This is a genomic window from Parashewanella sp. 2210YD4-3, from assembly GCF_056591735.1.
Window position 1 is genome coordinate 217,909 of record NZ_JBWQOG010000001.1, and the last position, 18,767, is coordinate 236,675.

Annotated in this window: 13 protein-coding genes; 3 read left to right on the top strand and 10 right to left on the bottom strand. The window is 41.2% G+C overall.

Features of this window, described 5'->3' with window-relative positions:
• Positions 1–7: 7 nt before the first annotated feature.
• Positions 8–3,121, bottom strand: a complete 3,114-nt coding sequence (locus AC1EU0_RS00960) for an efflux RND transporter permease subunit (protein WP_480300011.1) — start codon at positions 3,119–3,121, stop codon at positions 8–10.
• A complete protein-coding gene (locus AC1EU0_RS00965) occupies positions 3,118–4,206 on the bottom strand; it encodes an efflux RND transporter periplasmic adaptor subunit (protein ID WP_480300012.1) in 1,089 nt (362 codons plus the stop codon). Before AC1EU0_RS00965 ends, AC1EU0_RS00960 begins: the two co-directional genes overlap by 4 nt.
• 602 nt (positions 4,207–4,808) lie before the next feature.
• Between AC1EU0_RS00965 and AC1EU0_RS00970 the strand changes: the two genes are divergently transcribed.
• Positions 4,809–6,497: a ricin-type beta-trefoil lectin domain protein gene (locus tag AC1EU0_RS00970; RefSeq protein ID WP_480300013.1), complete on the top strand. Its 1,689-nt coding sequence runs from the start codon at positions 4,809–4,811 to the stop codon at positions 6,495–6,497.
• Between the two features lie 68 nt (positions 6,498–6,565).
• Here AC1EU0_RS00970 and AC1EU0_RS00975 read toward each other — a convergent pair whose 3' ends face one another.
• Entirely contained in the window at positions 6,566–7,708 is a 1,143-nt protein-coding gene (locus tag AC1EU0_RS00975; RefSeq protein ID WP_480300014.1) for a DUF1501 domain-containing protein, read from the bottom strand.
• A 13-nt stretch (positions 7,709–7,721) separates the two neighbouring features.
• Positions 7,722–9,074: a DUF1800 domain-containing protein gene (locus tag AC1EU0_RS00980; protein WP_480300015.1), complete on the bottom strand. Its 1,353-nt coding sequence runs from the start codon at positions 9,072–9,074 to the stop codon at positions 7,722–7,724.
• 182 nt (positions 9,075–9,256) lie between these two features.
• Here AC1EU0_RS00980 and azu point away from each other — a divergent pair, with 182 nt between their 5' ends.
• Positions 9,257–9,709 (top strand): azurin, encoded by a 453-nt coding sequence (azu, locus tag AC1EU0_RS00985; RefSeq protein ID WP_480300016.1) that lies wholly within the window; start codon positions 9,257–9,259, stop codon positions 9,707–9,709.
• A gap of 89 nt (positions 9,710–9,798) precedes the next feature.
• Here the strand turns inward: azu and AC1EU0_RS00990 are convergent, their stop codons facing one another.
• The 6 genes from AC1EU0_RS00990 to AC1EU0_RS01015 all read right to left on the bottom strand — a co-directional run bounded on the left by AC1EU0_RS00990 (position 9,799) and on the right by AC1EU0_RS01015 (position 17,035).
• Positions 9,799–10,011 (bottom strand): YgaP family membrane protein, encoded by a 213-nt coding sequence (locus AC1EU0_RS00990; RefSeq protein ID WP_480300017.1) that lies wholly within the window; start codon positions 10,009–10,011, stop codon positions 9,799–9,801.
• Positions 10,012–10,037: 26 nt separating this feature from the next.
• A complete protein-coding gene (locus tag AC1EU0_RS00995) occupies positions 10,038–11,333 on the bottom strand; it encodes a hypothetical protein (protein WP_480300018.1) in 1,296 nt (431 codons plus the stop codon).
• 5 nt (positions 11,334–11,338) lie between these two features.
• A complete protein-coding gene (locus AC1EU0_RS01000; RefSeq protein ID WP_480300019.1) occupies positions 11,339–12,127 on the bottom strand; it encodes an outer membrane lipoprotein-sorting protein in 789 nt (262 codons plus the stop codon).
• Entirely contained in the window at positions 12,124–14,637 is a 2,514-nt protein-coding gene (locus AC1EU0_RS01005) for an efflux RND transporter permease subunit (protein WP_480300020.1), read from the bottom strand. Before AC1EU0_RS01005 ends, AC1EU0_RS01000 begins: the two co-directional genes overlap by 4 nt.
• Before the next feature lie 183 nt (positions 14,638–14,820).
• Positions 14,821–16,020 carry an FAD-dependent monooxygenase gene (locus AC1EU0_RS01010; RefSeq protein WP_480300021.1) on the bottom strand — a complete coding sequence of 400 codons (1,200 nt, stop codon included), beginning with the start codon at positions 16,018–16,020 and terminating at the stop codon, positions 14,821–14,823.
• 31 nt (positions 16,021–16,051) lie between these two features.
• Positions 16,052–17,035, bottom strand: coding sequence for an ankyrin repeat domain-containing protein (locus AC1EU0_RS01015; protein WP_480300022.1), 984 nt, complete (start codon positions 17,033–17,035; stop codon positions 16,052–16,054).
• Positions 17,036–17,291: 256 nt separating this feature from the next.
• On the opposite strand from AC1EU0_RS01015, the gene miaB reads away from it, so the two are divergent.
• Positions 17,292–18,716: a tRNA (N6-isopentenyl adenosine(37)-C2)-methylthiotransferase MiaB gene (miaB, locus tag AC1EU0_RS01020; RefSeq protein WP_480300023.1), complete on the top strand. Its 1,425-nt coding sequence runs from the start codon at positions 17,292–17,294 to the stop codon at positions 18,714–18,716.
• Positions 18,717–18,767 lie beyond the last annotated feature (51 nt).

Here is an 18,767-nt window from a genome sequence, read left to right on the forward strand (position 1 = left end):
CTAACAGTTAATTTTTAGGGTTATTCAGGCGAAGGGTTAACTCTTTTTCCAATTGTTTGGTTACAACACCAGGAACGCCAGTATTTCGCGCTAGCAAGCCATAAGCAGCAGGCACAACCACTAAAGTAAAGAAGGTCGCTAGCATGATGCCAAACAGTACTACCACGCCTATTACAAAGCGAGTTTCTGCGCCAGCGCCAGTTGCCATAACTAAAGGTACGGCACCAGCGGCAGTTGTGATACCCGTCATTAAGATTGGGCGTAAACGCTGACAAGAGGCTTGAATAACGGCTTCGTTAAATTCAAGCCCTTTATCTCGTAGCTGATTAGCAAACTCAACAATCAAAATACCATTTTTAGCGGCTAGACCAATGAGCATAATAATCCCAACTTGGCTGTAAATATTGATGCTTTGACCTGTGACATACAAGCCAATTAACGCACCAACAATGGCAAGTGGAACCGTCAGCATGATGATGGCAGGATGAATATAACTCTCAAATTGAGCGGCTAATACAAGGAATACCACACCAAGAGCCAAAACGAATACAAAGTAGATAGAAGAACCCGATTCTTGATAATCCTGAGATGCACCTTTATAGCTAACAATAGCTTCATCAGGTAAGTAACTATTCACCAACCCATTCATATAACTCAATGCTTCACCAAGGGAGTAGCCATCTGCTAGGTTAGCTGAAAAGGTAATCGCACGCATACGGTTATAACGGTGCAAGGTACTGGCATCAGCAAACTCTTGTACTGTCACTAAGTTCGATAATGGGATTAATTTTTGCGATGTGTCAGAGCGAACATAAATGTTCTTCATGTCATCCGCAGTATTTTGCTGCTTGCGAATACCTTCTAACACCACATCGTATTCTTTACCGTCTCGCATAAAGGTCGTCACAACCTTAGAACCCAGCATGGTTTCGAGTGTACGGCCAATTTGCGAAACTGACACTCCCATTTGAGCAGCACGGTCATGGTTGATTACCACTCTAAGCTGAGGCTTGGTTTCTTTGTAATCATCATCTAAGCCAATTAAATTTGGATTATCTTTAGCTTTCTCCATGATGATGTCACGCCAATGGGCTAACTGTTCATAATCAGGACCACCAATCACAAATTGCACAGGCTTATTCAAACCTCGACCAAAGGCTTGGCGCATAATAGGGAAAGCACGAACACCAGATAAATCCGCAACACGGCTACGAATGTCGTTGATAATGGCATTGGCCGGACGGCGTTGACTCCAATCATTTAACACGATAATGCCGAATCCACCTGAGAAGTCAGCCGTTCGTCCAAACCCTCTTGGCGCTCGCATTAATAGACGTTTGATATCGCCAGATTTAACCAAAGGCATCAGGCGTTTTTCGATTTCATCAATGTATTCTTTAGTGTACTCATAACTGGCACCTTGAGGGCCTGATACGATTAAGAATATCGAACCGCGATCTTCTCTTGGTGATACTTCTTGCGGCAGCTTTTTAATCAAGCCATAGCTCAAGCCGACTGCAATCAAAGCGATGATAGAAATCAGAGCAGGACGACGTAATGAAAACTCCAATGCCCCACGGTACTTTTTGATCAGCCAATTCATGCCACCATCAACTTTGCGTACCATCCACGTATCTTCACTGGCTGGACGCAATAATTTTGAGCACATCATAGGACTGAGGGTTAAAGCAACGATACTTGAGAAGAACACTGCTGCACTCATGGTCACCGCAAATTCTTTAAAAAGTTGCCCTAAATCACCATCTAAGAATGTGATCGGCATAAATACCGACATCAATACTGCAGTCGTAGCAATAACCGCAAACGACACTTGCTTTGAACCTAAAAATGCTGCGACTAAAGGCGATTCACCACCTTCAATTCGGCGGTGTATGTTCTCAAGCATGACAATAGCATCATCTACCACCATACCAATCGCAAGGATCATCGCCAGCAAGGTCAATAAGTTAATGGTGTAGCCAAACCAATAAAGAACAATAAAGGTCCCCATCAAAGATACGGGCACCGTTACCGCAGGAATAAACATGGCTCGCACGCTACCTAAAAACAGGTAGATCACAATAATCACTAAGGTAATGGCGATAAATAAGGTGTTATAGACCTCTTGCACCGACTTTTCGATGAACACAGAGCTATCGTATGAGCGAATGATAGTCATGCCTTCAGGTAAAGTTGGGTTGATTTGATCCACCAGCTTATTCACTTGGCGTGCAACGCCTAACGTATTCGCTGTAGACTGTTTGGCAACCCCAAGCCCTACCATGTTTTGGCCGTTGCCACGGAACATCACCCGATTTTCTTCGGCTGCGACTTCAACTTTTGCAACATCGCCCAACTTTACAAGATAGCCATCACTGCCTTTTTTCAGTACTAAGCCTTTAAAGTCATCAGCGGTTCGAAACCCTCGCTGCAGTCGAACGGTAAATTGACGATCTTTTGATTCGATTGAACCTGCTGGTAGCTCGACGTTTTCCGATCTCAGTTTATTTTCAACATCGTTAACCGTGAGGTTACGTGCCGCTAACGCTTTTCGGTCTAGCCAAACTCGCATGGCGTATTGCTTACCACCACCAATGCGAATGTTCGATACACCATCAACCACTGAAAATCGGTCTTTTAAATAACGATCAGCATAATCAGTAAGTTGTAACGTATTCATGTTAGTCGAGACAAGGTTCAACCACATAACAACATCATCACCAGAATCTGCTTTTTCGACTTCAGGTGGGTCGGCCTCAACAGGTAAGCGATTTCTAAGCCCTGAAATCCGATCTCGAATATCATTGGCCGCAGAATCTAAATCGGTTTTCACCGTAAATTGCAGTGTAATGCGAGAACGCCCATCTTGACTCGAAGAAGAGATGGTTTTTAAGCCTTGAACGCCACTAATACGGTTTTCAATAACTTGAGTAATACGGCTTTCCACTACGGCCGCACTGGCACCACGGTAACTGGTCGAAATAGAAACGACTGGCGGGTTAATGTCTGGATACTCGCGCAATGGTAGCTTATCAAAAGCAACCAAACCGAAAACCACCAAGAGTAAACTGATTACCGAAGCGAGTACTGGACGCTTAACGGAAAGATCGGTCAATATCATGCCTCTTCCCCTTGGGCGCTTTTCTTATAGGTAAAGTTTTCTTGTGTATGCGGTTGCACTGTCGAACCCGGTCGAACTTTAAGCTGACCGCGAGTGATCACTGACTCACCTTCTTTCAGGCCTGAAGTGATTTCAACAATACCAAACTTACGGATCCCAACAGTCACTTGCTTTTGTACAACTTTATTACTTTCATCAACTACATAAACATAGTGACGGTTTTGGCGAGGAATAATCGCATCTTCTGGCAAAACCAATGATGTTTTGTGATCTTTAATAAGGTTCACAGTCATCAGCATACCCGGTAATAGTTTCATGTTAGGGTTTTTCAACACTGCACGAATGACCACTGCACGAGTTTCTGGGTCAATACGACTATCAATAGATTTAACCTTTCCTTTGAAGGTTTCCCCTGGGTAAGCGATGGCTTTGGCTTCAACTTCTTTGCCAATTTGTAAGGTCTGCAAATAACGCTCTGGTACAGAAAAGTCGAGTTTTACCGTAGACAAGTCATCTAACGTCGTAATGACTGTTGATGGTGTCACTAACGCCCCAACACTCACTTGCCTTAGCCCTAGACGGCCTGAAAAGGGAGCCACGATTTTACGATCTCTAACATCAGCAATAGCACTTTTCACTTGAGCTTTTGCAGTGTCAATTTGAGTTTGAGCTTGATCTTTTTCGGTTTCAGCAATGGATTTATCTTTTACCAGTTGCACGATACGGCGCATATCCCTTTCATCATTTGCCAACGCCACTCTAGCTTGTCGTAATGCAGCTTGCTGACTGGCATCTCTAAGTTGAACCAGCAGTTTCCCTTTTTGCACCATTGCACCATCATCAAAATACAGGTGGGTGACTAATTCACTGACCTTAGAAGTTAAATCAATCGATTCATTGGCTTTGATATTGCCTAAAGCTTCAAGCTCATCGGTCAGTTGTTTGGTTTCAACTTTAGTCACAACAACTGGAGTGATGATATTGCCGAAACGTTTTTGCTGAGGAGACTGAGATTCCGGATTTAAGAAGTAATATCCCAAAGCACAAAGTACAACAACAAGAGAAACTAGAAAGAGCTTTTTCATAAAGTCCTATACGAAAAAAGAGTGAGATTTTGTTCATTTTTACTGAACCCGATAACGCACGCAAGCAGCTTTACTTTTGCTTACAAATTTAGACCTTTTTTGATTAAGAATCATTTCATTGAATTGGAAGTTTAATCTTTGATTTTCATTTACGGACTTAAGTAAAGCTTGGTTCAATTGAGTTTAGATACAAGCCTTCAATATAAAAATATCGCCACCAAGATGTTAAAACTTTTAACAAATGGATAGATTTAACATTTATAAATGGTAATTAACGCTGCCTATTTGAACTCATAAAAATTTATTTTCACTTTTAAAATCTAGCTAAATATTTGTCATAGTTAAATAAAGTTTTTAACTTAGTATTCGAGCTCTAATAAAGTCCACTTTCTAGTGTGATTGCTCTCTAAAAAATAAGATAAAATTACGTGAAAATTAGTTAAATAAAGCATTTTTATTTAACCAATAGATAACCAGTAATTAGTATTTTGAAAAGTATGACCGTTGCATTACTGAACTTGTCTCAATGCCTCCTTGGTTTGATAAGAAATAGTGCAATCATTATTACAAATTTCAATTAGCAATACTTTAGAGGGGAAGTAATGTTAAAACCTACCACAAAAAAGTTTAAATTAAACGCCATTTTATTAAGCACATTGCCACTGATAGGGGCGCAAGCCTTTGCAAGCAATACAGATTCAAACACAATAAAAACTTGCCGAACAATGCAAGACTCGGGTGAAGTGACCCAGCTAAATCATTTTATAGAACCAACTCGTCATACTTTTGAGAATTTTAAACAGAGATATGGAAGCCCAACTTTCGGCCATAGTGCAATTACAAGCTCTCTAGCTCAAAGAGGATGGGCAACTTTTTACAAAGGTAAAGGCGATAACATTAACTCTGTAAAATGGTATGGTGTATTTCGTGTAGAGTATAAAGATAGAGCTGCAGCTGAATCTATTGCAGATGGAATAGCATTGCGTGACAGCCTAATAAAAACAAATTTCAAGTTAGATATGAAGGCCCAATCAGGGAGTCTTAATGGCTCAAATGGGGGGGAATTTGCTCAGTTAAGTATCGAAGATGCGAAACAGTTTATTGGTGTTCCTAAAGCAGTGCTTAAAGAGCACTGGATCATGAACATCCCAGAAGACGTTACACCTAACATTAGCCAACATCCTGATATAAAAATCGAAAAGAATCCAAACTATGACAATACGTTGACAGGTGTTATGCACGCTTATGTTATAGAGTACTCAGTTAACCTACCTCAAACGTGTATGCATGATGTGGCTCGACACTCTAAAAACTCACCACTGTTTGTATCAACTGCACCTATTCTAGATGAAAAGCCGAGTCATGTTAGCTCCATGACCTGGAATTACATCATTCCCGATGAAATTGGCACTGGACCGTCAGGACATAGATTAATCGAAAGGCAAGCCAATGTTGACTCTCCTAAACCACTCGACTTTAGAGTTAGAGGTAGGGAAGGAAACTCCTTCAATGGCTCAGTCATTGATGGACTTGATTTTGATGTTCCTTTCCCTAGTACTGTTAAAGGATTCAGCATTTCTATGGGCTTATTTGCAGACAAGCTTGCAGATACCCCTACGCTAAAACCGATTACAGAATCGGTTAAAAAAGTCGTTACTTTAACCCAAAAAAATACTGAGCTTAAACGTTCTCTTGAAACAGAAACGTCTCTTAAAAACCAAGAACGTGAACGTGCTGAACGATTAACAACAGATCTAGATATCGCAACAGTAAAAGCAGTTCAGTTGACCATAAAAAATCAAAACCTTAAGCAATCAGCTGATCGTATTGCTGGTCATTTAGAAACAGCAGAAAAGCGCGTTTTAGAGTTGACTACTTTCTATAATAAAGCTGATTTCATGCTTAAAAGCCATTCTTCTCAAAGATGCCTTGATGTCCCTGGAAGCCGTTTAGGAAACAACACTAACATCATGGGTTACCAATGCCATGGCAACAAAAACCAGAAGTGGGTTTACAACGAAGTTACAGGTCAAATTAAAACAAAGCTTGGTAATCAATGCCTTGATATTGGTGGTCATCCACACAGCGGCACAAACTTAAAAACATGGACTTGTTTGCCATTTGGCCATAGTGCTATGAAAAACCAAAGCTTTACTATTGATGGAAACCTTATCAAGCTAAGATCAAACACTAACTTAGTGATTGACTCAACAGGTAACCATAATGGTGCGAACATCATTATTCATCATCAAAACGGTGGTAATAACCAGAAATGGAGTAGAGTTAAATAAGATTTTTAACTCTTCGAACTGGCTGATACGATAAGTATCAGCCTTTTTGTTTTTAAGGACATGAAAATTTAGACAACTCTATCCTTATAAATTTTCCCAGTAGGAAATACATGCTTAATTTGCTCAGAATTAAGCTGCCAATGTTGGGACAATGCCGTGGCTAGCCAATCAAAAGTATTGGTTGTTGGCATTAAATCACGTTGCTGAAAAAGTTGCTCTTGTTTTAGTCCTGGCCAACTCCCTAACACCTGACCACCTTTTACACCGCCACCAGCCAAAAACATCACACCGCCAGTACCATGATCAGTGCCACCTGTGCCATTTTCTTTCGCCGTTCGCCCAAACTCAGTAGCAATGGCCACAACCGTATTTTTCCATTCTTTACCCATCGCTTGTTTTAGGGCTAACAAACCTGAGTCTAACTCTCTTAGCTGTCTATCTAAGCGATTATGCTGAGCATTATGAGTGTCCCAGCCCACGGTTTCTAACATGGCACAATCCATGTCCTTGCTTTTTAATAGCAAATTAGCGCAATCTGTTGTCAACTCAGACAAAGAGCCTTTTTTAGCTTTACCATCTTTCATCCCACCAGTACTGGCTTTGAGCTCTAATCCACCTTTCAAGCTAGCCGTGAGGCGATCATCTCCTTGATATAGTTTCTCAAGGGTGGCAAACACATCATTGTCAGCTTCTTTAAGTTTAGAGGGATACCAAGTGGTCACTTTGCTCGAACCGCGTAAACTAACGGGTTTGGCATAATCGATTGCAACGGCTTCAACTTGCTTTTGATCGACGGCTCTAGCTAACCAGCCCGATTTTATATTTTGTGACCCCATTCCACCTTCTAAGAAATCCTGCCCATCAAAATGTGAACGACTTGGATAACCACTCCCCACCGCCACAATAGGTAACAATTCTTTCTGTTGATAAAGCTTGTGCATATTTTGCATCGCAGGATTAAAGGCAAAACCTTTATCAATTTTTAATGTTGGCTCGGTGATCTGCTTTGAAAGCTTAGGACGCAATTTAGTGTACTCACTGTCAAACTCAGGGATCACCGTATGCAATGAATCCATTGCGCCACGAAGAATGATCCAAATAAACTTTTTGTTGCTGTCACTCGCCACAGATGGAGAAGCGAACACCAGTCTAGGGCTCTGCATCAATAGAATCGTGCCACCAACGACTTTAAAAAAATCACGACGTTTCATATTACTCTCCTCATTAGCGGCGTAAGAACTCTGGACTCATTAACATAACGGTCAACGCTTGAGGGCGACTTTCGGCACGTTTAACCGCTAACTCGGTGGTGTGACTCACTTGCTCTCCAAGTAACTGCTTTATGGTATAGACTGGATCGAGAAAACCACGGCTTTTCGATATTTGTGATGACCAATTTGCCCTCGACATAACCGCACTAGGGCCATTCCAATCGGCTTCGATATCGCCATAGCCTTCAGGTGAATTTGCCTGAAACGGGCTTTGCCCCAAGCTTTTTAAAAACCACAAAAACGCTTGCTGCTTTTTAGGCTGAAAATTTAACGCTCTACACGTTGATATCACATACTCACGCGGAGATTTAAATTTTTTACGTTCTTGATGCCATGCTTCGTCGGATTTTATTAAGGTGATCATCACTTCTTTCAAATTGCCATCCGTTGCCATCCAACGGTTAGTCATTTTTTTGATAAGCGATTCGGGCGGATTATCTGAGACAAAATGACGGGCAAGTTGAGTAGAGACATGTTTTGCGGTTGCTGGATGACGAGCAACGGCTTTAATCATGGCAATGCCTTGTGCTTCTCCATCTTGGCGATAGGTTTTCCCTAGTAACACTCGATGGCCGGGTTCGTGGCCATTGGCTCTAAACATAAATCCAGTAGTGTCGTCTCGCTGTGGTCTTGCTACACTCCACCCAGTTATGCCTTTTGCCATTTCAATGACATCAGCTTGTGTGTAGCCAGAACCGACGCCCATGGTATGCAGCTCCATCAATTCACGACCTAAATTTTCATTGAGGCCTTTACCCCGTTTACCGATTTTGGAATTAGGCCCAAAAGATTTGTCATTATTGAGATATACCAACATCGCAGGGTGATGCATTACTGCCAACACCATGTCATGGAAATGACCAAACATGTTTGGAGCAATCGCTTCACGCTCAAGTGTTGGCGCTAATACTCGCATCATTTGCCCTTGAGCCGTCACACTAAAATGATTCGACCAAAAATCCAGTAACCGCCACGCTAATGATTGGTCTGAGTGAATTGACCTCAATAACGTGTCACAACACAAGGCTCTAAAATTACCACCAAGATATCTACGGATTTGCTTTTGTTGTTTGGCGAAATCTTTCGCTTGCTCAGATTCAGGCTCTTTCTTCATCAAGCGTTTTTGTTGTTGATAATTGGATAAATGAATGGAGAGTTGATCAGAGTTCGGCAGCTTTTCATTAAAGCTGATTGGCTTTAATTGGTCGATAAGATATTGAACAGGATCACGACTGGCCTTTTCCAATTCCCCTTTTCTTGCCCCCATTCCAAAACGATTGACCGCTATAACGGCATCCGCAGACATGATGATATTCTCCGCAAAAATGGCTGTTTATTTGACCATAGAGAATTTGCCTTAGAAGTCGAGCAGCTTTACATGTCTTTACTTTTGTTTAAGTTGTTGTATCTAGGTAAAAACTCTACTTTGATCGCTTTCACTCTCTTGAGCGTATTGACGTTTGATTAACTGAATAAGGAAGTGAAGTTATGAAAATCAAATTATGGTTAGCATCTACAGCCTTAGCTTTTTCGTTTAATGCTTTTGCAGGCACTTGCTCTTTTGATATTGCCGTGATGGATGCCCTCAAATTTAGCAAATCTAGCATAACAATCTCAAAATCCAAATGTGACAAGGTCACTATCAACCTCATGCATACTGGTAAACTACCTAAGACAACAATGGGTCATAACTGGGTGCTAACAAAATCAACTGATGTTGAAGCTTCAGCAGTAGCAGGTCAAATGGCTGGGGTCGCAAGTAATTTCGTGCTAATGGGCGATAAACGTGTATTGGCTGCCACTAAAATCATTGGTGGTGGAGAATCTACAAGTGTCACCTTCGACACTATGAAGCTGATGGAAGGCGGAGATTATACCTTTTTTTGTAGTTTCCCCGGACACCACTACATCATGAAAGGAATGTTTGTCGTTAAGCCATAAAGCTCTATTCTGGTTTGATGTAAAAATGGAGCAAGTTAGCGGTGTATGCCTGACCAACACCGCTAACAGCTTCAATTTTGGAACATAAATCATTCTTCGAGTGCTAACTGCCTTTCGGTTTTTACTCCCATTTTCTTGAAAACCAGTGCCATTGGGCAAAACCCTGTAAAGCTAAATTGCAACAAATTGGCACCGACAAAAACGGTGAACCAAATGAAATAAGGGCTGACATAAACCGTTAGTGCCACTGATAACAGCACCATAATACCTGCAAAGCGATAAATGGCTTTTTCTATACTCATTTTTTTCTTCCTTATATTTTCAGATATTAGTAACTTGCTCTTACTCGTAACCATAGGTTTGAGTTATCTCTGTGTTGCCCAAAAAAGCTGTGATTTTTTGAGCCACCAAATAGGTTTGCACCAAGGTTTATTTGCCACTGATCATTCATTTGATAAGTCACACTAGGCTTTAGGTAAAAATCTTTATCCGTTGGCGACCAAAAGCTGAACAGTTTCCAAGTAAGGGTTTGTTGTAGGGTTTGCCAAGTCAGTCTCATGATCATAACTTGACGGTTTTGTTTCGGTTCAAATTGAGGGAAACGACTATGATTAATCAGCCTTGTATAGTTTAAGGTTCGTTCTAAATAATACTGACCAGACAGGGTTAGATTAGAGATCAACTCTCTTTCATAACCAATCAGCGCTCGGAACTGGGAATTAGCAATGGCAGGGTTATTACCCGATCTGTCTTCTCGACTGTCATACCAAGCGACTTCTGAATTAAACACACCAGATGCAAGTGGAGTGAGGATACTGGCTCCCAACACAGAAAGCTTGGGAAAATAGGGTTTACCAACGGTATTAACACCAACAGGCGTATTCCACCTTCCCCAATATCCATAGAATGCATACTCCACATGATTATGGCTTGATGCGATTTTCATTGCCCAAGTGGGATCATTGGCTTTATCAGCACTTATTTTGTTTGCCACTTGAGCAGCATTTCTCGGTGAAAAATACGAGAATCGTTCACCATTAATATATTGATCGGGTGTAAACTCTGGAGTTGACACAATGTGGACACTGGCATCATTGTGGTACCAACTGAGCTTAATACTATCGGAGCTAGCTTTTAGATATTCATCATCACGACCAGAAAAAAACGATTGCCAATCTTTAGGGAATAAATCGTTAAGAAAGACATAATCTCCCGTTCCCCAAGTTAACACCTGACGACCTAATTTAATGTCCATTGAAGAGCTGAGTTTGTGATCCAGACTGGCGACTCGAACATCAAGCTTAGTTTTGTTGAGTACATCATCAAACAGCAGATCCGTTCGTGATTCAAAACGCCATTCTGGATACTCTGGATTTTGATAATTCAGCGCCAGTCGACCACGGAGTTCTTTTAAGCTTGAAGTTTTATGGATGACTGAATCCGTTTGAATTCTGCGACCGTACGCTCCTTCTACAAACCCGTAATACTCCCATGATATTGTCTCTTCAGCATCACCCCAATCTTCCCACTCATCATTGCTTTCACTAACAGTTGGATCATTTGCATAGGCAGTAAATGAGCCGCAGCCTAGTATCAAAATGAGTGATAACAAAAGTTGATTCATGGCTCTTACCTCAACCACTTTATAGGAGGGTTTTTCATGCTCCGTTCAGAGAAAATGGCTCGTGGTAACCCCAAATCAAATTTGATCCGACGCATTTGCATTAACGTAGTACTGCCAGTATCGAAGTTCTTCATTTCAGCACTAACAGCAATTGGGTACCCCTGAATCACTTTAGTCTTTAACACTTTCATCTGGCGATAGAGCTTGCCATTTTGGTCGTAATACTTAACCAGCATGGGTAAGAATGTCTGCTTATCAATCCATGACTCGTAACGACTAAATTCAACCAATGATTGATCTTTCGGCGTGCTAGATAAATGGAATTGCTCACTGTTATCATCCAGTAATTTGTGAGTATCGGCATTAGTGTTACGACCAGAGATGTCTTCGTAAAAGAAATCTGCACCAACAAATGACGTTCGTTTATCTCCTGACGAAATGCGTTTAACTAAATCTAAACTGGGTAAAAACAGCCAACGGCTATCATCCGTTGCTGGCTGACGGATCACTCGAAAAGCGGTATTTTTAACATCTATTGGGCGCGAGAAAAACACCAACATTTGCTGCTGCCCCCCCTCTTCATCATCTCGACGTAAAATGGTGAATTGACGCAGTCTTATTCGTCCTTGAGCGTCAGTGATTTTCATTCTGGCCTCAGCTCGACCATCGTCACCCGCATAATAAGAACTTAAGTTCGCTTTGCGAATGATGTCATCAGCCGTTAGCTTGTCGGCGCTGCTAGTAAAGCTAACCAGCGAAAGTACAACAACACTTAACCATTGAGTCATTTTCATATTTCACTCCTTTTGAACGATAAAATGGCGGGAAGTACAAGCAGAGTCACTAAAGCGGAAGCCGCCATAATACTGGCGAGGAATAAGCCCACAGTGATATATGGAACCAAAGGCGCGAATAATAGCGGTGTGAATCCAACCGCAATAACGATGGCATTGCGAGAGATGGCTCTAGCAGGTTCTTCAAACATGGCCGCTAGGGCTTCTTTAACTGAACCTAATTCTGCTAAGTTCCCCCTAAAGCGTTCAATAAAGTGAATAGCAAAATCCACCGACAGGCCCAATGTCAGTGCCGACAGTACCGCAATTGGCATGTCGTAATCTTTACCAACCCATCCGATCAGCCCGTATATCATAGTGATGGTTAGTGTGAGCGGTAACATGGCTAATAGTCCGTACTTTATCGAGCGAAATAGTAATACCATCATCAAAAACACCACCACAAACGAAGACAATAAGCTCTCCAACATTCCGTTTACCATGGCTTTTTGCCAAATCACATTGATGTAGGCTTTACCCGCCCAATTTAACGAAATATCTTCTGGTAATGGGTGCTGCTTTATATAGTCATCCACAAAATCAATCACTTTTGACATATGCTGGTTATCACCGCTGGTTAGCTGTAACCACATCAAGCTAGAGCGATAATCTGGAGTAACGAAATGCCACAAATCTTGTGGACGGTGAGATGATTGGTACTGTAGAAGCGTCTGTGCAATCGCGGGTTGCGTATGTGGTAAGACAAATTGTGATTGCTCACCACCATTCAGTTCACGATTAACTGTTTTGATAATATCGGGAAGCCCATTAACTTTACCCACTAACGGAGAGTCCAACAAAGTTTGGTTTAATCCCTCCATCCACTTAAGTACTTTCGGTGACAAAAAACGTTGTTGTTGAGAATTTAATCGCTCCAAAACGGTAGAGAAAGCTTCAAGTTTGGGCAAGCGCTCACTGTCAGCATCAAACATTGTGTCATCTACTAAATTTATAATAGATTCCAACCATTGAGGATCATTATCAGTGCGAGCCTCTCTCAATGCTTGATGAATACTCTCATCATTCAGCTGGATAAAATGAAGCTGTTTACGTATTTCGTTAATGTTTTTTTGCTTATCATCACCTTGATAACTAAGTACCAGCCATGCATCGTAAGTGCCTGCGAAATGCTGGTTCAAAGTTTTATCCGCGACTCGAATCTCATGGCTGGATTTAAACCAATTGATTGGGTTGTCATTAACCTGAATTTTGCTGATGCCGATAATGCTAATGACAAACAAGCCCACAAACGTGATCAGTATCACCTTACGCTTACCAACAGCTCCAGCCCCAATTTTAGCGACAACACTATCTAATTTACCTTTACGATTCATGGCTTGTTGTAGATTAGCCAGCGCTTTAGGCGACATACGCCCGATATAAGCAGGAATAAAGAAAATCGTTAGAATAAACGCCAATAAAATCCCAAAGGCGATAAAGCTACCAAATACTTTTACAGGTGGGATTGGAGTCAAAGTCAACGATAAAAAGCCCACTGCCGAGGTTAACGACGTAAATAACATCGGCTTATACAGCTCTTTGATCACCTTCTTAATGACCTTTTTAGCGTCTTGACCTTTTCGATAGTGGTCGGCAAATTCGGAAAGAATGTGGGTTGAGTCCACCACCGCAATTGGCATTAAGAAAATGGCAATCATTGATGACATGATATGAACCGTAAAGCCCATACCAATTAAAGTGCCCATAGTGATGATTACCGTAGCCATCGCCACGATCATTGGACCAATCACTAATGGCAAACTTCTAAAGAACCACCACATCAAAATAAAAATGGCGACGCCAGCTAAAGGCGCGGCTATCGCCATTTGCACAAACATTTCACTGCCAAATTGATCTTCGGCAATCGGTAAACCCGTGATGTAATACTCGTCATTAGAATTCAAACTCGGAAGAAACTGACGAATGTCTTCAGCGATTTGATAGCTGTACTTTTTATCTTCAACAGCCACATAAATAGCCGCTGCTTTGCCATCATTTGACACTAAGGTATTCGCCAGCAAAGGTAAGCGTTCTAATGCACTTCGTATTTGATTGGATTGTTGCTGAGTTTTGGGCGCCGTTTTCATCAACCACTGAAATCGTATTCCGCCTCTTTCTGCCTGAGTAATGTTATCAACGGTATCTAATGAAAGTTGATCGCTGGCTCTTACATGCTCAATGGATTGAATATAACGAGATAACTTGTTGAGCTCAGCCAGTGATTTAGGATTGTAAATTCCAGAGCTACTGTGACTGACTGCACCGATTACAATCATGTCATGCATTGCGAATGTATGCTTGGTTTGATTATGAAATAAACGTGCAGGATCGCTTGCAGAGAGCATGTTTTCAGGATCGGTATCAATTTGTATCTTTGGAAACATGGCTAAGCTAAGCGTAGTGACCAATAGCATGAAGACGTAAATCGTTTTTGGTCTATGCAACGCTATGTTTGTGATGAAATCTTTCATAGGACACCAATATTAGATATTTCTAATATAATTTACATTAGAGAAAACTAATATTCAATATGGAAATGAATTAGACATAGATAAAAAGGATTTACTACAATTGGGAACTTAGAAGAACGAACCAATAGATAAACAGAATCGTATTGGTTCTAATTGTCGAAATGAAAAGTAGTGGCTAAAAAGTTAAAAGCCTAATGCGTACTTAAGTATTTTCTGTTTAATCGGCGAATCTATATTGGCCACCTTCAATGCAAGGTTTCTCATCGCTTTGACTGGCATTAAATTGTTACTAAAAGCTTTGTAAAACACATCCATACCGGTTTGCATCAACAAGTTATCTTTATATCTTAAGCCTTGATATTCAGCTAGCACAGAGTTTTGATACCAGATTTGATTTTCACCCAAAGCCTTAGCGACCACTGACAATAAAGCATCAACGTCTTTAAAGCCTAAGTTAACCCCCTGCCCTGCTAACGGATTAATGGTATGAGCTGCATCACCTAATATCACTACATTATCCGCATAATATTGGTTGGCGTGTCTGCGAGTCAGTGGAAAGCTACCTTTATCTAACACGATAAAGTTTGGATCTAATCGCTCAGGGAAATGCGCCCGAATTTGCTCAGCTAGCTGCACAGGATTCAATTGCATTAATTTAGCAATGGTTTGTGGCGAGTCATACCACACCAATGAAGCATGGTTATCTGGCAGTGGCAGTAAACTTCTGGGTCCATTGGGCGTAAATTGCTGCCAAGTCACATCTTGTTGTAGCGTTTGGGTTTCGATATTGATAAGCATACAAGCTTGCTGATAATCCCAACCAGTAATGCCTATTCCAGCCCATTGACGAACACTAGAGTTGGCACCATCGCAACCAATTAACAAATTAGCAATACGCTGTTTGCCTGACTCAAGGCTGACCTTAACCTGCTGATACGAACCTTGTTGATACTCAATTTGAGAGACTTTTTCGGGACAAAGGATTTCCACATTATCCATTAGCTCAAGTTGTTCCCATAAGCCCAATTGAATAACTCTGTTCTCGACGATGTGTCCTAAATGATCTTCTTGGATTTGCTCGCTATGAAATTGAGTAATAAATCCGTCTAATTCCCACGTTTCTAATCCACGATAAACAGCATGTCGCTTTTTAAACACACCTTCCCAAGCACCTAAGCGATTCAGTAGTTTTTCAGAAGCGTTACTAATCGCCGAAACTCTAACATCTAGTGGCTGACTGGTATCATAAGCTTGCGGCTCAATGCTTTCGACAACAGTTACAGATAACCCCAGTTGACCTAAACCAAGTGCCGTAGCTGCACCAACCATTCCACCGCCAATAATAACAGCGTCTTTGTTTTTTAATTGAGAGTCCGTGGTCACAAATATCAAATCTTAGGAAGTTTGAGTCAGTTTACACTTCTGGAATGGTATTGTTAAGGAAGCCTTCAAGCAAAATCTTTGTCATTTTTTGATAAGTATCATGTAATTGTTGTCTTTGTTCTTGATTCAAATTACTCATTTGACTCTTAGCTAAGTACGCATTATCGAGTCGTTGTTGACAAGTGCATTGACGACCTTGTGAAATTGAATAACCAGGCTTTGCACGGTAACTCATTAGAAGTTTTAGCATTTCAATATCAAAATTATCAACCGCAAAATCAACGGCATTACAGTTATAATCAGGTATTTTGGGGTTGGTTCGCGGGTGAACATTTGCACCAATAGCAAGGAGATTTTTTACCGTATAATAACGGCTATTGATAACGGCTAGGTGTAAGGGTGTCAGACCTTCACTGTTGTATGTCGATAATCTACTTGGTAACAGTAGAGAAGAATAAACAGGTATCAATTGAAAATATCCATTCTGAGCTACTGTATGCAGTTCAGTCTGCCCATATTGGTTCAGATATTTCGGAAAGAATTTACCTTGATTAACAACATAATCCACCCCCTGAACAGCTCTTTGCCTTTCTTCTTTGGTGTTGGCTTCATTAACAGCCGAAATAGCATGCTGTAGAGGTGTACGACAATCGGATTGGTATTCTTTTACAACCGAGAGTGAGAGGCCACGTTTCTGTAAAGCTCGAAAAAAATCACCTTCACAACTGTTATATACATCTCTAATTGCATCGGATGTCCTTACCCCAAAGTATTTACAAATGGCAGTGGAAATAACGTCAGCAAAAGGCAAATCATCAGATTCAAAGCTATCTTGACGAATAACATCATAACAACGGTTATTTGATATTCTTATTTTATAAGCCCTCAATCCAAGGCGAGTTTCTACCTGTACTACATCTCCATCTCGAATTGCCCCTCTTCTACATGTAGCAAGTTGTAAGCTATTAGCAACTGTTGAATATTCATTAAATCTTGCTGATATTGCTTCTGCCATAACTTATTCACTTGTTTAGGTTTATATACTCGAAGCACCGATGGTGTCGGGCAAAAGTTGAACGACTACCGACATTTACACACACAGCGATTTTTTTTCAAATTAATTAATATTCATTAAGGTAAGAATTAATTCTGAGCAATTAACTCAAGTATTTATAAGCTAAATCACAATCTCAACGTACAAAAGCTGGTCAGGCGGGAAATCTAGCGGTAAAATATGTCGCTATTTTTTGAGGTATGAGTAACGCAAACTGATGAGTAAAAAACTCCACATTAAAACCTGGGGCTGTCAAATGAATGAGTATGACTCAGCTAAGATGGCCGACTTAATGGATGAATACGAAGGTTATACCCTAACCGACGAAGCAGAAGAAGCGGACGTTTTGCTTCTGAATACTTGTTCTATCCGTGAAAAAGCACAGGAAAAAGTGTTTCATCAGTTAGGACGTTGGAAAAACCTTAAAGACAAAAATCCTGATTTGATCATCGGGGTTGGTGGTTGCGTAGCTTCACAAGAAGGTAAGCACATTAAAGAACGTGCTCAATGTGTTGATTTGATCTTCGGCCCACAAACCTTACATCGTTTACCTGAAATGGTTGACCAAGTTAAGCGTGGCGAAAAAGCGGTGATTGACGTGAGTTTCCCCGAAATTGAGAAATTTGACCGCCTGCCTGAGCCAAAAGCTGAAGGCCCAACGGCGTTTGTTTCAATTATGGAAGGTTGCAGTAAATACTGTTCATTCTGCGTAGTGCCATACACTCGCGGTGAAGAAGTCAGTCGTCCATTAGATGATGTAATCCTTGAAGTAGCCCAGCTTGCCGCGCAAGGCGTACGTGAAGTAAACCTACTTGGTCAAAACGTAAATGCCTTCCGTGGTTCAACGTTTGACGGTGACATTTGTACCTTTGCTGAATTACTGCGCTATGTTGCAGCCATTGATGGTATCGACCGCATTCGTTTCACCACCAGTCACCCAATAGAGTTTAGCCAAGACATTATTGATGTTTATGCTGATACCCCTGAATTGGTGAGCTTCCTTCACTTACCTGTGCAATCAGGTTCCGATCGCATTCTTGCGGCAATGAAGCGTGGACACATGGCACTTGAGTATAAATCTATCATCCGTCGTCTGCGTAAAGCTCGCCCTGACATCCAAATCAGCTCTGATTTTATCATTGGCTTCCCGGGTGAAACAAAACAAGACTTCGAAGACACCATGAAGCTGATTGAAGATGTTAATTTCGATCACAGCTTTAGCTTTATCTATAGTGCTCGTCCTGGTACTCCAGCATCTGACTTACCTGATGACGTAAGCCTAGAAGAGAAAAAACAGCGCCTTGCTATTCTTCAAGATCGCATTACACAACAAGCCTTACGTTATAGCCGTCATATGATGGGCACTGTGCAACGTATCTTGGTAGAAGGCCCTTCTGTTAAAAATCCAATGGAGCTTCGCGGCCGTACTGAAAACAGCCGTGTAGTGAACTTTGAAGGTCAACCTCAACACATAGGCAAATTTGTCGATGTTGAGATTGTTGATGTATACACCAACTCTCTTCGTGGTAAGTTTGTGCGCGCTGAAGAAGACATGGATTTACGCCGTGAATTGCGCCCATCTGACGTACTGGCGAAGCACAAAACTGAAGACGATTTAGGGGTTGGTACATTCCAACCTTAGCTTGATACAAAAAAATTAACTAAACTTAAGGGCAGGGACACTGCCCTTTTT